This window comes from Paraclostridium bifermentans, assembly GCF_964259345.1.
In the GTDB taxonomy this organism is placed as follows: Bacteria; Bacillota; Clostridia; order Peptostreptococcales; family Peptostreptococcaceae; genus Paraclostridium; species Paraclostridium bifermentans_B.
This window is the reverse complement of the sequence record NZ_CAXVJR010000001.1, coordinates 39,167-54,933: the sequence shown is the minus strand read 5'-3', so window position 1 is coordinate 54,933 and position 15,767 is coordinate 39,167. Positions and strand designations below refer to the sequence as shown.

The following is a 15,767-nucleotide window of genomic DNA, read 5'->3' as shown; positions in this document are numbered from 1 at the left end:
TTATGAATTTACTAAAAGATCAAATAGAAAACTATTATCAAAACTATGATGAAGATAATCGTCTTATAAAGGATAATTCACACAGCATCGAATTTTTAACTACAACTAAATACATAGATAAGCACATAACAGAAGAAGCTAAGATACTAGAAATAGGTGCTGCAACGGGAAGATATTCATTTTATTATCTTGAAAAAGGATGTAATGTTACTGCATTAGATATTTCAGAAAAACATGTAAATATAATGAAAGAAAAAGCTAAAAACTATACAGATAATATAAATATACTTCAAGGTAATGCCCTAGATTTAAGCATACTAGAAAATAATAGTTATGACATAGTGCTTTGTTTAGGTCCTATGTACCACTTAACGAAGGAAGAAGATAGAATACAATGTATAAAAGAAGCTCTAAGAGTCTTAAAACCAGGTGGAGTTATAGCAGTATCGTATATAAGTAAATTTGCACATTTTGCAGATATGATAAATAGGAATAAAGATGATATAAATGATCCAGAACTTCATCACATATTAGAATCGGGAGAGTATAGGGATTGCTTTTACTTTACAACTTATGATTATATAGAAAACCTTATGAAAGCCAATAAAATAGAAAAATCTAATCATATAGCAACTGATGGAATAGGCGATATGATTAGAGGTAAAATAAATGAGTTTACACATGAAGAATTTGAATTATGGATTAATTATCATTTTAAGACTTGTGAGAATCCTAGCTTAATAGGATATAGCAAGCATGGGTTATATATAGGAACAAAATGAATATAAAGAATAAAATTAAATAAATTACAGACACTATTCCTGATAACAAAACTACTTTTAGGAGGCTTACAAATGGGAATAGTAACAAATAAAACAGACATGCATCAAACATGTATAGATGCATGCCAAAAATGTGCTCAAGCATGTTATGAGTGTTTCAATGAATGTTTAAACGAGGAAGACATAAAAGAAAGAAAAAATTGTTTAAGCATGTTAGTTGAATGTGCTATGATGTGTCAAATGTCAGTATCTATGATGTCTATGAGCAGTGAGTTTTCTAAACAACATTGTCAACTATGTGCTACGGTTTGTGAAAAGTGCGAACAAGAATGTGCAATGTTTAAAGATGATCATTGTAAAAAATGTGCAAATACATGCAAAATGTGTTCTGAAGAATGTAAAAAAATGGCTAATAAGTAATTCTATGAAAACACCTAATTCTAGGTGTTTTTTTATTGTAACAATAGTGAATATTTAATTATATAAAGGAAAGCAGTAATTATAATAGAATAGATTAAGTAAATATTAGGTGTTTGGAGGGGATAGTATAGAGAAGGTATTTGGTGAAAAATTGAAAGAAGTAGAATATAAAGATAGAGTAGGTGCATATGCAATTATATTAAATGAAGATAATAATCTTTTAACTGTAAAAACAGATAGAGGTTATTTCTTGCTTGGTGGAAAAATTGAAAGTAATGAAAATTATAAAGACTGTATTAAAAGAGAATGTATAGAAGAAGCTGGACTAGAGGTAGAAGTTAAAGAGTTTATTTGTAAAGCTAGTAAATACACTTTTATTGACAGTTTAAAATCTTATATACATGCTATAGGCAATTTTTATACAGCTGAAGTTAAAGGTGAAATCTCTGAACCTATAGAAAAAAATCATCAATTAAAATGGATCAGAAGAGATGAATATCATGAAAAGTTATATTTAGAACATCAAGTGTGGGCTATAGATAAAGCTATAGATTTGAAATATATATAGTAAACTTAAAGCAGGTAAAAACTATGTATGAACTACTAAAACTAAATTGATATAAAGTTACATAAAAAAAGTAAGCTAGAAAAATTTTACTAGCTTACTTTTTTTAATTTTCTACAGCCTCATCAATTACATTTGTAGATGCCATTTCATCTATCATTCCATCAACTACATTAGTAGCTTTCATTTCATCAACTACACTTATAGATGCTATAGATTCCTCAAGCTTAATAAATACGTTATTGAACACTTTACTATATAAAGCTCCAAATACATTGTTTACAATACGCATTATTATAGCAAGTTCAAATCCTAAAACAGGGATAGCAGCCCCTAAAGCTCCAAAGCAGTTAAATACAGTCTGCCACTCATAAGTTGCAGAAAGTCCAACTAATAATCCTCCAAGTATACCTATATTTCCTTTTAAACTTGTAGGAAGAATTACATAAAACAATCCAAACATCAAACATCCTAAAATTAGATATTTCGGTCTAGTTTTACATCTAAACTCTAGTCTATTTTGAGTTGGTTGAATTATTGACATACAAGAAAATCCAATCCACATAGAACGAGGTAGACCAATAAGTTCTCCTATTAACATACCTGTGCATATTCCAAGTGAAAGTTTTAATTGCCATCTACTACGTTCATTAGTTAATGTAAAGTCTTGTATTATATCAATTAGGTTATTTTCAAATTTAACTTTTCTTTGTTTACAATAAAATATAACTGAAACAATTAACCCACCTATTAAAAGTCCTATTACACGATTGATATATGCATCTATACTAGTTACCTCATATCCATATAAAAGCAGATAACATAATACTAGCGTTGATTGATTACACAATACAACATTATGACAAGATAAAACAACTATTATCATTATAAAAATAAAGTTTATAATACTTGCCACAATCGGACTTGATGCTGAAGCTATAAATGGACCTATCATATATATTCCAAATATACCTAGCAAAGTAAATGCAGATTGTTTAACTTCAAAATCTAGATTTGAAAATCTAAAAGTTAACAATAATATAACTGTAACAACCCCAACTATACTGTTTTCAGTTCCAAATACAGTACTAAAGGCTATAACAACAGCCATACAAAAGAATAAACATAAAAAGTCTTTAACTATTAATGCAGTTATATACTTTCTTTTTAATTTTTCATCTGTGGTGTCTTTAATCATAGGCTTTAATGCATTAGCGCCTAATTGCATTGCTTGATAAAACGTCATTTAAATATCTCCCATCTTTACTAATCAAATTTATTCATTTTTATATTTGCTTTTTCTATCAATTCTATAAGCTTTAAAAAATCATCTTCACCTAAAGCTTTACGAAGGTCATAAATAGGCTGTAAGTAATGCTTATAGATTTCATCTAACACCTTTTCACCTTCTTCTGTCATATACACAAAATAGCTTCTTTTATCACTTTCATCTATTTCTTTAACTAAATAGCCCTGTTTAACTAATTTATCTATAATTCTACTTATTATAGTTTTATTAACACCCATTATTTTACTTAAGGACATAGGTGTTACTTTTTCTTTTTTTATAGCAAGAGCAGATAAAAGTTCTAGATGTTGTGAAGGTAATTTATCGTCCTTATTAGCTCTTCTTACAACTAATCTACTAAATAAAGCAATATCCTGTAATTTATTTGTCATATAAACCCATTCTAAATCCGTCATATTTTTTTCACCGCTTTCCAAGTTTATAAACCAAATAACATATTATATAATATTCAATTTAGTTTACTTTGTTAACTATATTTTAATACATCTTTGTAATTTTTACAATAGTTAACACCTATCCTGTTTCAACTTATCAAAAAAGCCTTTATTATCAAGCATAAAATTATAACCTTTAATCATAAATTCACTCATATTATTATCTCTATATAATTTTCTAAAAAACTCCATAATATCTATATCATCTATACACTTACCATAAAAGTGTTTATAAGAAGGTTTATCTACGCAGCAATATTTATATAAATCAGATTCCTTCATTATTGCATCTATAGCGATCTCAGAAAATAGCCAACTCAAACTAGGAGTGTTACACTCGTAATCCTTAACATTTGGAAAACTATATCTCCATTTTTCGAACCATATAAAATGAATAATCTCATGGATACAAATTAAAATTATTTCGTTGTTATTCTTTCTATAGTTAATATCAAAAGCCCATCTATCTAAATATCTAGGGCATACAACATTAAGCGTAAACTCGGCATTTATAGGCTTATTACTTGGAAGTTTTAAATCAAACTCTTTAGAAAGTATTGAAAACACATCTTCACAAACTAAGTCCCATAAAATATTAATCTCATTTATCTTATTATCTATAATATTAGATGCATTAATATATTCTTTTTGCAACTTATTAGAAATATAAATTACCTTTCCATCAAAATCTAATTTATTTAAATAGTGTAAGTCTAAGTTTAAAGTAGTAGCAATATAAGTTTGAACTCTATCTATTTCATTATCAGCGAAAAAATCAGCAATAGCACTATAATCATCAAATTCATCTTTTCTCGTAAAAATAACCTTCATAAAAATACCTCCTTAATAAAATTTTAATAAAGGATACATAGATATATTAAAATAATTTTCAATGATTAGCTAAAAATAAAGGGATTAGGAGTAATATGTAGAATTATGTATATAAAATTAAATATTTACATTAAATCTATATCAAAATTATTAATTAATCACAGAAGATCTATTGTATAACAGTATCCATTAATAAGTTTATAAGACTATATTTATAAGTATAGTCTTATAAAATAAAATCTGTATATTAAAAGTATATTCTTTAATAGAAATTCATATAAACAGCTACTAAACAAATATAGTTTATTCATGGTAACCATAAATTATGAAATTGTTCTATTAAATATATATTAAGTACAGATAATAAAAAACTATATTATATAAGGAGGGCGTATGCATACTTTTAATTTTAAAAAATATTTTTTAAATTTCTTTGGAGCGCTTTTAATATCTATAGCGATATTTTTGATTTTTCAAGTTGTTTCATGCTATGAATTAATAGGAGCGTTTTTTACAAATGGATTAATTAAGACAGTAATTCTTCTTGCAGTTGGAAGTTTGGTAGTTTTTTTATTAGCTAAAGCCTATAATGATGAAGTAGGGAGAACACCTTTTGATAAACTTACACTAAAAAGTTTTACAAGCTATGATAAAAAAGACTTGAAACTAACTTTAATTCTTACAGGTATATCTTTGATAGCTGCGGTTGGAATGGATGTATTTGTTTATAGATATATAGTTGGTAATCATTATCCAACAATAGATTTTAGTTATAATCCATTTTTAACTTTTATGATAGTTCCGTTTGTAGAAGAATTATTAATGAGAGGCGTTTTTTTCAATATAGCTTATGATTTTCTTGATATGAAAAATAAGGTTGTAAGAAATATTGCTATTGTAGTTAACATTCTTATGTTTTTGAGCATGCATTATGTTCCTTTTAATTTTACAGGTCATGCATTTGTATTATCTTTAATTGTAGCTTCTCTTCCAAGATTAGTAATAAGTTGTTCACTGACATATATTTATGTAAAAACTAAAGATATAAAATATAATATTCTTATGCATATGATATACAATTTTTTAGCATTAACATTAATTGCGAAAATTATGTATTAAAACCAATAGAGATGGATATGCTAACAAGCTACATTGTTATTATACCCATCTTTATTATTGTATTTAACTTAATTATTAAGCGTATAATACCTAATAACTTTTTCAAAATCACTATCTAATTCTATTACAACAGGCCCTTTTATAAAGTTTTTAGTATTATTATCCGTATCAAAAAGCATTATAAAGTGACTACATAAAACTTTGTTTTCTAATATAGACATATTCATAGGGTCATATCCACATATATAAAATTCGCCATTATTAGTTATGAAGTCCTGATTAAAAAAATCGTTAAATAGAGAATTTACTTTAAATTGTTCATTATCATAAAAATTTTTAATGATTGATAAATCATATTTTTTTATATTTACACAACTTATATCAACAGCTTTTGAAACTTCTTCAAATATAGTAAGCTTTTTATCGTTTAAATCCTTAGAAAAGTCAAAATTGACTTCATCTAATAGAAGTAAAAACAATGTACCAGTAAAATAACAAGATCTACGAATATCAAATAAGAGAGTAGTATCATGCATAATACTATTTTTATAACTTTCTATCCTTTTTAAATATAAATCCTTAGATAACTGTTTTAAAGCCTTTGTACCACAATACTCAGCACAACCTTCAAGAGTTTCTATCAAAAACTCATATCTAATAAGTTCTCCAAACTCATGTAACCTATATAGCCTAGAAGATATTATTTGCTTTAAAATATCAAGTTTTGTAATTTTATCAATGGAATTAAGAGCATCGACTAAAAGTAAGCTTTCATTATACTTAAGTTCATAATTGCTTAAATCATTAGGATATGCCAAAGCTTTGATGTCATTAGGAAATCTAGTTTCACCATTTAAGATTTGATGTGAATGAAACATTTCATGTATTATATTAGAAGCTAAATAAATAATATCTATATTATTAATATCATCTATATACCATATAGCTAATTCTTGTTCTTCATAAGTTATTCTAGTATTACCTATAAATCTATTATCATAGGGTATAGTAATGTTTTTTAAATAAACATAATTTTCATCATATAAAGCAAAGTCAGATTTGCTAAATCCTATCCATAAACTATTAAAGTTGATAGTACTTAATAGACTATCAACTTTTGTGTATAACTTTCTTATATAGATACCCCCTTGTACTAACTGTTTCTTTTATCAACATAAGTAGATGCTTTTTCATAAGAAGCATCTCCAAATAGACTTAATATGTTGTAAGCAATAGATATACATACATCAACTAATACATCCATAAACAACCCTCCTATAATTAATAACTATATCCCTATATTGTAAATTATACCCTTTTTAATTGTATAAGAACATATATGTGAAAGGGATTTTAAATAAATTATAGAATTAATAATGAATAAATTTTTATAAACTCAAAGGGGGACAATATATGATAATAACTAAATTTGATAAAAGTAAAGACGCAATAATAGAACCACATATGATAGCACCTAAGATAAATGGATTTCCTAAAATAGCAGTAACTTGTTTTTCTAAAAAAATAGTAGATAAAATCGTAAATACAATAGGGGCAGAGGAAATAAGTTATTTAGGATCAGGTAATGGGCCCATTCCTGTATATAAGGTTAAATATAACAATACAGAACTTGCTATGTATTTGTCTCCGATTGGTGCTCCTGCTAGTTCTATGGCTCTAGAAGATATGATATCTATGGGAATTGAAAAAATAGTAGTCATAGGTTCTTGTGGCGTGTTAGATGTGAATATTGGAGAGAGCCAAATAATAATACCAACCTCAGCGGTAAGAGATGAAGGAACAAGTTATCATTATATAGAAGCTTCTGATGAGATAGAGTTAAATACGGAATGTGTAGAGTCGATTGAAAATACTATTAAAGATAAAGGATATACTTATACGCTAGGTAAAACTTGGACAACAGATGCACCTTATAGAGAAACTAGAGATAAAGCGGCAAAAAGGAAAGATATGGGGTGCGTATGTGTAGAAATGGAGTGTTCAGCTTTAGCTAGTGTTGCTAAGTTTAGGGATATAAAATTTGCAACATTTTTCTATGCAGCAGACAACCTAGGAGGGACTGAGTGGGAGCCAGGTGGACTTATAAATTATGATTTATCCCATAGAGAGAAACTTATGTTATTAGCATTTGAATGTGTTATTAATTTATAATAAACTTGAAATTGTATAAAATAAACAGAAAAAAATAAAAAAAGACTAATATGAATAAAATGTTTTTTAGTATTCAATTGAAAATTGTTTTAAATGTAAAAGATTAGTAAAGATAATATTATAAAACTAACTGAAAACGTTTATAAATAGCTATTTTAGTAAAAAAATAAAGGGATAACGATATCTCTTTATTTTTTTAAAAAATAATAATTTAACGTATTGAATAAATTATTTATTATAATATTATTTTTTAAAAAAATTAGAAAATTTAAAAAACAATATTGTTATGGCTAGAATATTATGGTATTATAAAAACAAGAAAAGGGAAAAACATACAAAAAACAACAAAGGAGGAATACAAAATGGGGAAGACGGAAGTTAAAAAGAAAAGTTTATTAATGAGATCTTTGGATTCGATTGAGTACATAGGAAATAAGTTGCCACACCCAGTAACATTATTCGCAATGCTTTGTGTGGGAATCGCAATTATATCTGCAGTAGCAGCAAAAATGGATTTAAGTGTAACAGCAGACCTTATAAATAGACAAACAATGGAAGTTGAAGAACAAACTATAAAAGCTGTAAGCTTACTAAATGGTGAAGGCTTTAAATATATGCTAGAAAGTGCCGTAACTAACTTTACATCATTTGCTCCACTAGGAGTAGTGTTAGTAGGTATGTTAGGTATAGGAATAGCAGAAAGTTCAGGATATATAGGTACATTACTAAAGAAGATAGTTAGTGTAACACCTGCTAAATTAATAGTTCCAACAATAGTTTTCTTAGGAATAGCATCAAACATAGCATCTGATGCAGGTTACGTTATATTAGTACCACTAGGAGCATTAGTTTTCATGGCTTATGGAAGACATCCATTAGCAGGTATAGCAGCAGCCTTTGCTGGGGTATCTGGAGGATTTAGTGCAAACTTATTAATAGGAACAGTAGATCCAATGCTTGCTGGTATAACTAACGAAGCAGCACACATAATAGACCCAACAATAAACATAAGTGCAACTGCAAACTACTTCTTCATGTTTGCATCAACATTTTTAATAACTATATTAGGTACTTTAATAACTACTAAAGTTATAGAGCCTAAGCTTGGTAAATACGAAGGTGGACCTAACCAAAATGCAGGAAGTGATTTACAAAATATAACTAAAGATGAAGCAAAAGCTATGAAAGCAGCAAACTTCACTTTATTATTTATGGTAATAGGATTAATAGTATTAATAGCTATGCCAAATTCATTCTTAAGAAACTTAGAACAACCAACATTCTTAGATTCTTTAGTTAACGGATCTACTTTTATGAATGGTCTTATACCAATAATAGCATTAATGTTCTTTGTACCATCAGTAGTTTATGGTAAAATAGCAAAGACAGTTAAGAATGAAAAAGAAGTTGCAGCTCATATGACAAAAGCAATGAGTTCAATGGGTGGATACTTATGTTTAGCATTCGTAGCAGCTCAATTTATAGCATACTTTAACTACACAAACTTAGGTACTATAATAGCTGTAAGTGGAGCAGACTTCTTAAAGTCTATAAACATAGGAACAATACCACTACTTGTAGGATTTATAATAATAACAGGTTTCATAAACTTATTCATGGGATCTGCATCAGCAAAGTGGGCAATAATGGCACCAGTATTCATACCAATGTTCTTAGAACTTGGAATGGGAGCAGATGTAGTACAAACTGCATATAGAATAGCAGATAGTTCTACTAATATAATATCACCACTAATGAGTTACTTTGCAATGGTTATAGTATTCATGCAAGCATACAAAAAAGACACAGGAATTGGTACAGTTATATCATTAATGTTACCATACTCAATGACTTTCTTAATAGCATGGACTATAATGTTTATAGTATGGATGTCATTTGGAATACCAGTAGGATTCTAAATTTAGATAGAAAAAGAGGAGAACCAAGTTCTCCTCTTTTTGTTTTATAAAATAATAAAAAGGATTAAAATACAATACTATTGAATAGTTATATAAATAAAACATCTAAAAGGAGTAAAACATTTATGTTAGGAACAATAGTAAATAGCTTAGCCATTATAGTTGGAAGTATAATCGGACTTTTTATAAAGGGGGGAATATCAGAAAAGGTAAATGACACAATTCTTAAAGGAATAGGCCTTTGTGTAATATATATAGGTATAAGCGGGTCGTTAGAAAATAACAACACTATTATAACTATAATTTGCATTGCAATAGGAGGTCTTATAGGGGAGTTGTTAGACCTAGATAAAAGGCTAAATGGTATAGGAGAATTTATTGAAAATAAGTTAAATAAAAGATTAAAAAACAATGATTCCGAAAAAGTATCAATAGCTCAAGGATTTGTATCATCTAGTTTAATATTTTGTGTAGGAGCAATGGCAATAGTAGGGTCTTTAGAAAGTGGTCTTCAAAACAATCATGAAATACTATTCACAAAATCTATACTAGACGGAATATCATCTATAATATTTACGGCAAGTCTTGGGATAGGAGTAATATTCTCGTCAATAGCTGTATTTATATATCAAGGAATAATAACTATAGGAGCAGGGATTTTATCAGGAGTATTAAGTGACTCGGTTGTAAATAGTATGAATGTAGTAGGAAGCTTACTTATAATGGCATTAGGACTTAATATGGTTGGTGCAACTAAAATTAAGGTTGCGAACTTGCTTCCAGCAGTATTCATACCAATAATACTGGGAGTTCTTTCAATAATATAAGCAAGAAGGGCTATCTTAAAAGAGGTCCTTTTTTACTGTAAAAGGATTTATAATGAGACTATTATCTATAATTTTATTGCTATATATTTACATAGATTTGGTATAATAGAATTTTATAATTAAAATTAGGATAAATATCGATAATGATCCAAAGAGAGGAGAAATACAATGGACTTTCAACTAATCGCAGTACCCATGTTTTTAATATATATAGCTGTAATAGTAGGATTTTTAGGAACAGCATTTTATGCACTACTATTACTTATAAAAGCTTTAAAGATTTACATAAAAAACAATTCTTAAACTCTATGCTTAAAAAGGTTATAGCGAAAGTCGCCAGCGGAAGATAGAAGTATAAGTTTTAGCGACATTTACAAGCATGTACTATCGCTTGTATGGAGCAAAACTTATACTTCTATCTGGAGCGACCAACCTCGCTAAACCAAAACCTTCATACCATCATATGCAAACTTAACATTATCATAATTCTTTTCTAAATCTAAATAATCATCATAAGACTTACCCCAATCCTCTTCTAAATGAGTGAAAATAACCTTATCTATATTGTATTTGTTCTTCAAAGAAATAACTTCATCCATACTAAATAAATCTCTTTTTAAAAGATTATCATCACTTAAAACAATACCATCTTTAAGTACATCACCTATAATAGTATTTCCAGTTATTAAAAGATCAGCATCTTTAAATATATCATTTTCAGGGAATGGTTTAACATCACAAGGAGCATATATAACCTTTTTATTATTTTTTTCAAATACAAATATCGTAGCATGATTAACCTTAACAAAAGTTATTTTTATACCCTTAATAAAAATACTATCTTTTACAACATTTCTTTTTATTAAGTTTCTAACATTATCATAATAATCAAAATAACACCCAAACTTAAATCTTATAGAATTTAAATCATCCATGACATGTTCCATAGCAAAAACCTCTATAGGATTATCACACTCTATTCCTTCTGAAACATCAAACCAATTAAGTCTAAGTTGTTCAAAAACTCTCATACCAAGAGTATGGTCAGGGTCAACATGACTAAAAAGTACATTATCAATATTTTCTATATTAGAATTATTTATGGCATGAACTATATCCTCAGGAGTATCAATTAATAAATTAATATCTTCTAAAAATAAACTACACCCAAATCTAGAATAAGGAGCACCTTTAACTCTAGCTTCTTCACAAATTCTGCACTTACAAAGTGGTTTAGGTAAAGAAACACAACCACCACTTCCTAAAATAGTAAATTTCATAATATCAATCCTTTCTAAACACCACTTTTTAACAATTGTATATTACATCTTAAAATTAATCTATATAAAGTTAAACTAACTTAATTTATATATCAAAAAAGCATAAGTAATAAAATATAATAAATTTCATAATTGTGAATAAAATATTTAATATATGAAATTATTTCATAATATTGAAATTATTTCACCAAGATGATAATATCTATATGGAATTAAATATTATCATAAAAAAAGGTGGTTGGAGGGGTTATGGAAAATAGCATAAAATCATACTCAAAAGTTAAATGGAGTGTATGGTGGGTACTTACACTTTCATTTGTATTAGTTTTATTTCTTAGAATGTCAACAGCAGTAATATCTGATAATTTAGCAAATGAGCTAGGTTTTAATTCTATAGAAATATCAAATATAGCATCATTTACCCTATATGCTTACGCAATTATGCAAATACCAGCAGGCATAATTATAGATAAGTATGGATCAAGAAAAATTAGTAGTTTAGGAATGATAATATCAGGAATAGGCTCTATAATATTTGGACTTATGAAAAGCATAGAAATAGCATACTTATCACGTATAATGGTTGGAGCAGGAACATCTGTGATATTACTTGCAATGTTTAAAGTTCAAGGTAATTGGTTTAAAAAAGAAGAATTTGCGTCTGTATCAGCTAAGTTTTCACTTATAGGAAATTTAGGAACTGTATTTGCAACATTTCCATTAGTATTTTTAACTGATGTATTAGGATGGAGAAATTCATTTATATTAATCGGTATCATAAGTATAATATCAGGAGTTAGTATATATTTAATAGTTAGAAATACACCTAAAGAATATGGATTTGATGTAGAGGTTAATAGTACCAATGTAAAAGTAAATATAAAAGAAGGTTTGAGATCGGTAATGTCTACAAAAGCTACTTGGTATAACTCACTTATAATGTTTTCATTGGTAGGGGTTACTACAGCATTCAGTAGTTTATGGGGAATTACTTATATAGTAGATGTTTATGGAGTTAGCAAAAGTGTATCAGCATTTATAGTTTCATTTTTAACTTATGGTCTTGTATTTGGAGCCATAGTAATGAATGTATTATTTAGTAGATACAAAGGTAATAAATTTAATATAGTAAGAGTAGGTGGGGCTATAAACTTATTTATATGGGTATTTATAGTATTAGCTAATGACGTTAAGCCTCCAATAGTATTTTTACCTATAGCTTTCTTTATAATAGGATGTGTTAATATGGCACACTTACAAGCGTTTAATGACGTTAAATACAAAAACAGAGATGAGTACTCAGGACTATCAACTAGTATAATAAATACAGCGGAATTTATGGGAAGTGGAATTATAAACTTATTTATAGGATTTATGATACAGATAAACGGAGCTGGAGTAATAGGATACAAAACTGGATTTATGCTATTTATAGCAATGAGCATACTTACTATAATTGCAGCAACTATAGGAATGAAAAAAGGCAGCCCGAATCCTTACGATGGATTATCAGAGGCTGTATCTTAAAAAACAAAGAGCTATCTCAAAATATTTACTGTATTAAGTATTTATATTCTGGGATAGCTTTTTAAAGTTAATAAAGTTATTTGTCGGAAAATTTAGATAAAATATGTTATAGTGTACTATATAGGGGTTATGAGTATATAAAGGACAACATAATAAAAAGGGGGGAATAATAATGTTTGAGATAAAACCATTGATAGGAGTTTCTCATGAACTAATATTTCAAATTATTAACACTATACTTATATCTATAATATTTATATTTATAGTATATGGTTTATATCTATTATTTAAAAAATTAAGTGGGAAGAGTAGCAGAAAAAATAAAATATATGAACTAGAAGAAAGAATAGAAGAAATAGAAAGAAAAATAGATAAAAAGTAAAAGGAGTATTATATAATTTATAGAAATACTCTAATATAAAGTTAAAAAGGGGGATTTCATGAAAAAAGAAAGAAAAAACAAATGGATTGTTTTAAGTGGAACTCTTGTATTAGTGGTAGTAATATCCATAATTTTTATAAGTTATAAAACAAATAAACAAAAAGAGTCAATAAATATAGAACACAACATTCCGACAAAAACTACAAATCCACAAGACAAACAAGATTTAACAGATAATAATAATGAGCCTATATATGATGATATAACTGTATTTGATGAAGATGAGGTAAATAAAAGATACAAAGAAGTTAATAAAAAAGATTTAACTTATGAACCAAATATGAAAAATTTAAATGACTATTTCTTTGAATTTGAAAATGGATTAGCTTATAATACTGAAGCTAATAACCATTTAAAAGCTATAAGTGAAAAACAATATGCAATGATACTTCAAGGTTATAGTTATTCTAAAGTAAAAAAAGCTTTTACAAATGAAGAAGCAATAGAAATAGCTTCTAGTATACTTCCAGATGATATAAAAGAAATTAAGACAAAAGAGTATAAGGATGAAAATTACATATATTACACATCTAAAAAAGGCAACTTTATAGTACTACTTAGAAATGAACATATATTTAATGATAAAGATGAATCAACTAATATAAATAAAGATAAAATAGAATCAATAACCTATTTTAAGGAATTATCTAAATAGTAGTATATTTTAAATATATAATCTTGAAAAAAAACTTAATATTTGTTAAAATAAAATCGACAAATGGAAAATATTAGAAACTTAGACGTACATTCTGTATATGGGCACTTGGAGTGTATCGAGTTAGTAGTGCAACCGGCTAATTTTAAGTTATATCTTTATATAACTTTTGATTAGTCTATTTTTATGCAAAATAACATACTATGAGAGAAAATGTTTTCGCATATTAGAGATTAAGTTTGCATAAACAATAGACATAGAAGCAAGGAAATACATTCTGTATATGGGCACTTGGAGTGTATGGAGCTAGTAGTGCAACCGGCTAATTTCAATTTTATTATATTTTATAAAACGGGAGATTTTTAAAATGAAAGTAAAAATGAAGAGTGTAAGCATATTAGCCATAACATGTCTATCAATATCAATATTAGGAGTAAAAGGATATGCACTTTTAGAAACAAATAGTACGTCTGATTTAAAAGAAAAAACACATGTACAAATTTCAGCAGAAAAAGTTGAACAAGAATTAGCTAATCTAAATGAATGTTTAAAAACATTAGATAGCGAAGATGATTTAGGGGAAGCAAATGTTGCATTTAACAGTTTTAAAGATTCTTTAAAAACAGGTAATATGACAACAGATGTATCTTTATCTTTTAGATATTCTGATATATTAAAGGATAAAGAAAAAGAATTAAAGCAAGTTGTATTAAAAAACTACTAAAATTAGTAGATTAAAACATAACAATATGAATTTTTAATTTTAGTTGACAAATTATATACAAACTAACTATAATTTTCTTAGATAAATTATTTTAATCAAAGCCATGAAGGTTTTAATCCTTCATGGCTTTTTTGTATAAAAAGGGGGATATATTATGAGTCAAAAAGAGTTTTTTGATAGCATAGCCAATGATTGGGACAATATTATTGAAGTGAATGAGTTTAAAATTAGCAAGTTATTATCTAAATTAGACATTAAATCAGATGAAAGAATACTAGATGTAGGAACTGGGACAGGTGTATTAATTCCTTTTTTAAAAAAGTTAAATAGTAGTGGTTATATAAAAGGAATAGATATATCTTCAGGAATGTTAGATGTTGCGAAAAATAAGTACAAAAACATAACAGACTTAGACTTTGAGCTATTAGATGTTGAAAATCATAAAATAAAAGATAAATACGATAAAATAATTCTTTACTCTATGTTTCCACACTTAAAAGACAAAACGAAAACAATTAAATCTTTAGTTGAAAATAATTTAATCAAGGGTGGAAAGCTTATGATAGCACATTCAAATAGCAGAGAATTTTTAAATAATATGCATAAAGAAAAAGATGAGTCGGTAAGTGAAGATAGACTTATACCTGTACATATGCAAAAGAATTTATTTACAGAGCAAGGACTAAATGTAATAGAAGCTTTTGAAGATAATGAAATGTATTATTTACTTTTAAAAAATAATTAATATTAGGGGGAGAACA

Annotated in this window: 18 protein-coding genes and 2 riboswitches; of the genes, 13 read left to right on the top strand and 5 right to left on the bottom strand. The window is 27.2% G+C overall.

The features are described 5' to 3' along the window. Nucleotides 1-2: 2 nt before the first annotated feature. The 3 genes from ACEXNK_RS00280 to ACEXNK_RS00270 all read left to right on the top strand — a co-directional run bounded on the left by ACEXNK_RS00280 (nt 3) and on the right by ACEXNK_RS00270 (nt 1,770). Nucleotides 3-782 carry a class I SAM-dependent methyltransferase gene (locus tag ACEXNK_RS00280; RefSeq protein WP_373600290.1) on the top strand — a complete coding sequence of 260 codons (780 nt, stop codon included), beginning with the start codon at nt 3-5 and terminating at the stop codon, nt 780-782. A 72-nt stretch (nt 783-854) separates the two neighbouring features. After that, the gene (locus ACEXNK_RS00275) at nt 855-1,202 is read left to right on the top strand and encodes a four-helix bundle copper-binding protein (protein ID WP_373600291.1); all 348 of its coding nucleotides are present in this window, start codon (nt 855-857) and stop codon (nt 1,200-1,202) included. Between the two features lie 151 nt (nt 1,203-1,353). Further along, a complete protein-coding gene (locus ACEXNK_RS00270; protein WP_373600292.1) occupies nt 1,354-1,770 on the top strand; it encodes an NUDIX domain-containing protein in 417 nt (138 codons plus the stop codon). A 103-nt stretch (nt 1,771-1,873) separates the two neighbouring features. On the opposite strand, the gene ACEXNK_RS00265 is transcribed toward ACEXNK_RS00270, so the two are convergent. The 3 genes from ACEXNK_RS00265 to ACEXNK_RS00255 all read right to left on the bottom strand — a co-directional run bounded on the left by ACEXNK_RS00265 (nt 1,874) and on the right by ACEXNK_RS00255 (nt 4,341). Next, nucleotides 1,874-3,013 carry an FUSC family protein gene (locus ACEXNK_RS00265; protein WP_373600293.1) on the bottom strand — a complete coding sequence of 380 codons (1,140 nt, stop codon included), beginning with the start codon at nt 3,011-3,013 and terminating at the stop codon, nt 1,874-1,876. 20 nt (nt 3,014-3,033) lie between these two features. Further along, nucleotides 3,034-3,471 (bottom strand): MarR family winged helix-turn-helix transcriptional regulator, encoded by a 438-nt coding sequence (locus ACEXNK_RS00260; protein WP_373600294.1) that lies wholly within the window; start codon nt 3,469-3,471, stop codon nt 3,034-3,036. Between the two features lie 111 nt (nt 3,472-3,582). Further along, the gene (locus tag ACEXNK_RS00255) at nt 3,583-4,341 is read right to left on the bottom strand and encodes a hypothetical protein (protein WP_373600295.1); all 759 of its coding nucleotides are present in this window, start codon (nt 4,339-4,341) and stop codon (nt 3,583-3,585) included. A gap of 393 nt (nt 4,342-4,734) precedes the next feature. Between ACEXNK_RS00255 and ACEXNK_RS00250 the strand changes: the two genes are divergently transcribed. Next, on the top strand, nt 4,735-5,460 hold the full coding sequence (locus ACEXNK_RS00250; RefSeq protein ID WP_373600829.1) for a CPBP family intramembrane glutamic endopeptidase: 726 nt from the start codon (nt 4,735-4,737) through the stop codon (nt 5,458-5,460). A 68-nt stretch (nt 5,461-5,528) separates the two neighbouring features. Here the strand turns inward: ACEXNK_RS00250 and ACEXNK_RS00245 are convergent, their stop codons facing one another. Then, nucleotides 5,529-6,338 (bottom strand): hypothetical protein, encoded by an 810-nt coding sequence (locus tag ACEXNK_RS00245; protein ID WP_373600828.1) that lies wholly within the window; start codon nt 6,336-6,338, stop codon nt 5,529-5,531. 535 nt (nt 6,339-6,873) lie between these two features. Here ACEXNK_RS00245 and ACEXNK_RS00240 point away from each other — a divergent pair. From ACEXNK_RS00240 to ACEXNK_RS00225, 4 genes are all read left to right on the top strand, one after another. Further along, nucleotides 6,874-7,632, top strand: coding sequence for a nucleoside phosphorylase (locus ACEXNK_RS00240; RefSeq protein ID WP_373600827.1), 759 nt, complete (start codon nt 6,874-6,876; stop codon nt 7,630-7,632). Nucleotides 7,633-7,994: 362 nt separating this feature from the next. After that, nucleotides 7,995-9,551 (top strand): AbgT family transporter, encoded by a 1,557-nt coding sequence (locus ACEXNK_RS00235; RefSeq protein WP_373600826.1) that lies wholly within the window; start codon nt 7,995-7,997, stop codon nt 9,549-9,551. A gap of 125 nt (nt 9,552-9,676) precedes the next feature. After that, nucleotides 9,677-10,378 carry a DUF554 domain-containing protein gene (locus ACEXNK_RS00230; protein ID WP_373600825.1) on the top strand — a complete coding sequence of 234 codons (702 nt, stop codon included), beginning with the start codon at nt 9,677-9,679 and terminating at the stop codon, nt 10,376-10,378. 168 nt (nt 10,379-10,546) lie between these two features. Next, on the top strand, nt 10,547-10,681 hold the full coding sequence (locus ACEXNK_RS00225; protein ID WP_373600824.1) for a hypothetical protein: 135 nt from the start codon (nt 10,547-10,549) through the stop codon (nt 10,679-10,681). 134 nt (nt 10,682-10,815) lie between these two features. Here the strand turns inward: ACEXNK_RS00225 and ACEXNK_RS00220 are convergent, their stop codons facing one another. Then, nucleotides 10,816-11,658 carry an MBL fold metallo-hydrolase gene (locus tag ACEXNK_RS00220; RefSeq protein ID WP_373600823.1) on the bottom strand — a complete coding sequence of 281 codons (843 nt, stop codon included), beginning with the start codon at nt 11,656-11,658 and terminating at the stop codon, nt 10,816-10,818. Between the two features lie 249 nt (nt 11,659-11,907). Between ACEXNK_RS00220 and ACEXNK_RS00215 the strand changes: the two genes are divergently transcribed. The 5 genes from ACEXNK_RS00215 to ACEXNK_RS00195 all read left to right on the top strand — a co-directional run bounded on the left by ACEXNK_RS00215 (nt 11,908) and on the right by ACEXNK_RS00195 (nt 15,751). Continuing rightward, nucleotides 11,908-13,185 (top strand): MFS transporter, encoded by a 1,278-nt coding sequence (locus ACEXNK_RS00215; protein ID WP_373600822.1) that lies wholly within the window; start codon nt 11,908-11,910, stop codon nt 13,183-13,185. Between the two features lie 172 nt (nt 13,186-13,357). Then, nucleotides 13,358-13,567: a hypothetical protein gene (locus tag ACEXNK_RS00210; RefSeq protein ID WP_373600821.1), complete on the top strand. Its 210-nt coding sequence runs from the start codon at nt 13,358-13,360 to the stop codon at nt 13,565-13,567. Between the two features lie 58 nt (nt 13,568-13,625). Continuing rightward, nucleotides 13,626-14,282, top strand: a complete 657-nt coding sequence (locus ACEXNK_RS00205; RefSeq protein ID WP_373600820.1) for a hypothetical protein — start codon at nt 13,626-13,628, stop codon at nt 14,280-14,282. 66 nt (nt 14,283-14,348) lie between these two features. Next, a riboswitch (cyclic di-GMP riboswitch) is annotated at nt 14,349-14,432 on the top strand. 100 nt (nt 14,433-14,532) lie between these two features. Then, nucleotides 14,533-14,615: riboswitch (cyclic di-GMP riboswitch) on the top strand. Nucleotides 14,616-14,649: 34 nt separating this feature from the next. Next, complete coding sequence (locus ACEXNK_RS00200) at nt 14,650-15,006, top strand: hypothetical protein (RefSeq protein WP_373600819.1); 357 nt, start codon at nt 14,650-14,652, stop codon at nt 15,004-15,006. A 154-nt stretch (nt 15,007-15,160) separates the two neighbouring features. Continuing rightward, complete coding sequence (locus tag ACEXNK_RS00195) at nt 15,161-15,751, top strand: class I SAM-dependent methyltransferase (RefSeq protein ID WP_373600818.1); 591 nt, start codon at nt 15,161-15,163, stop codon at nt 15,749-15,751. The last annotated feature ends 16 nt before the right edge of the window (nt 15,752-15,767 follow it).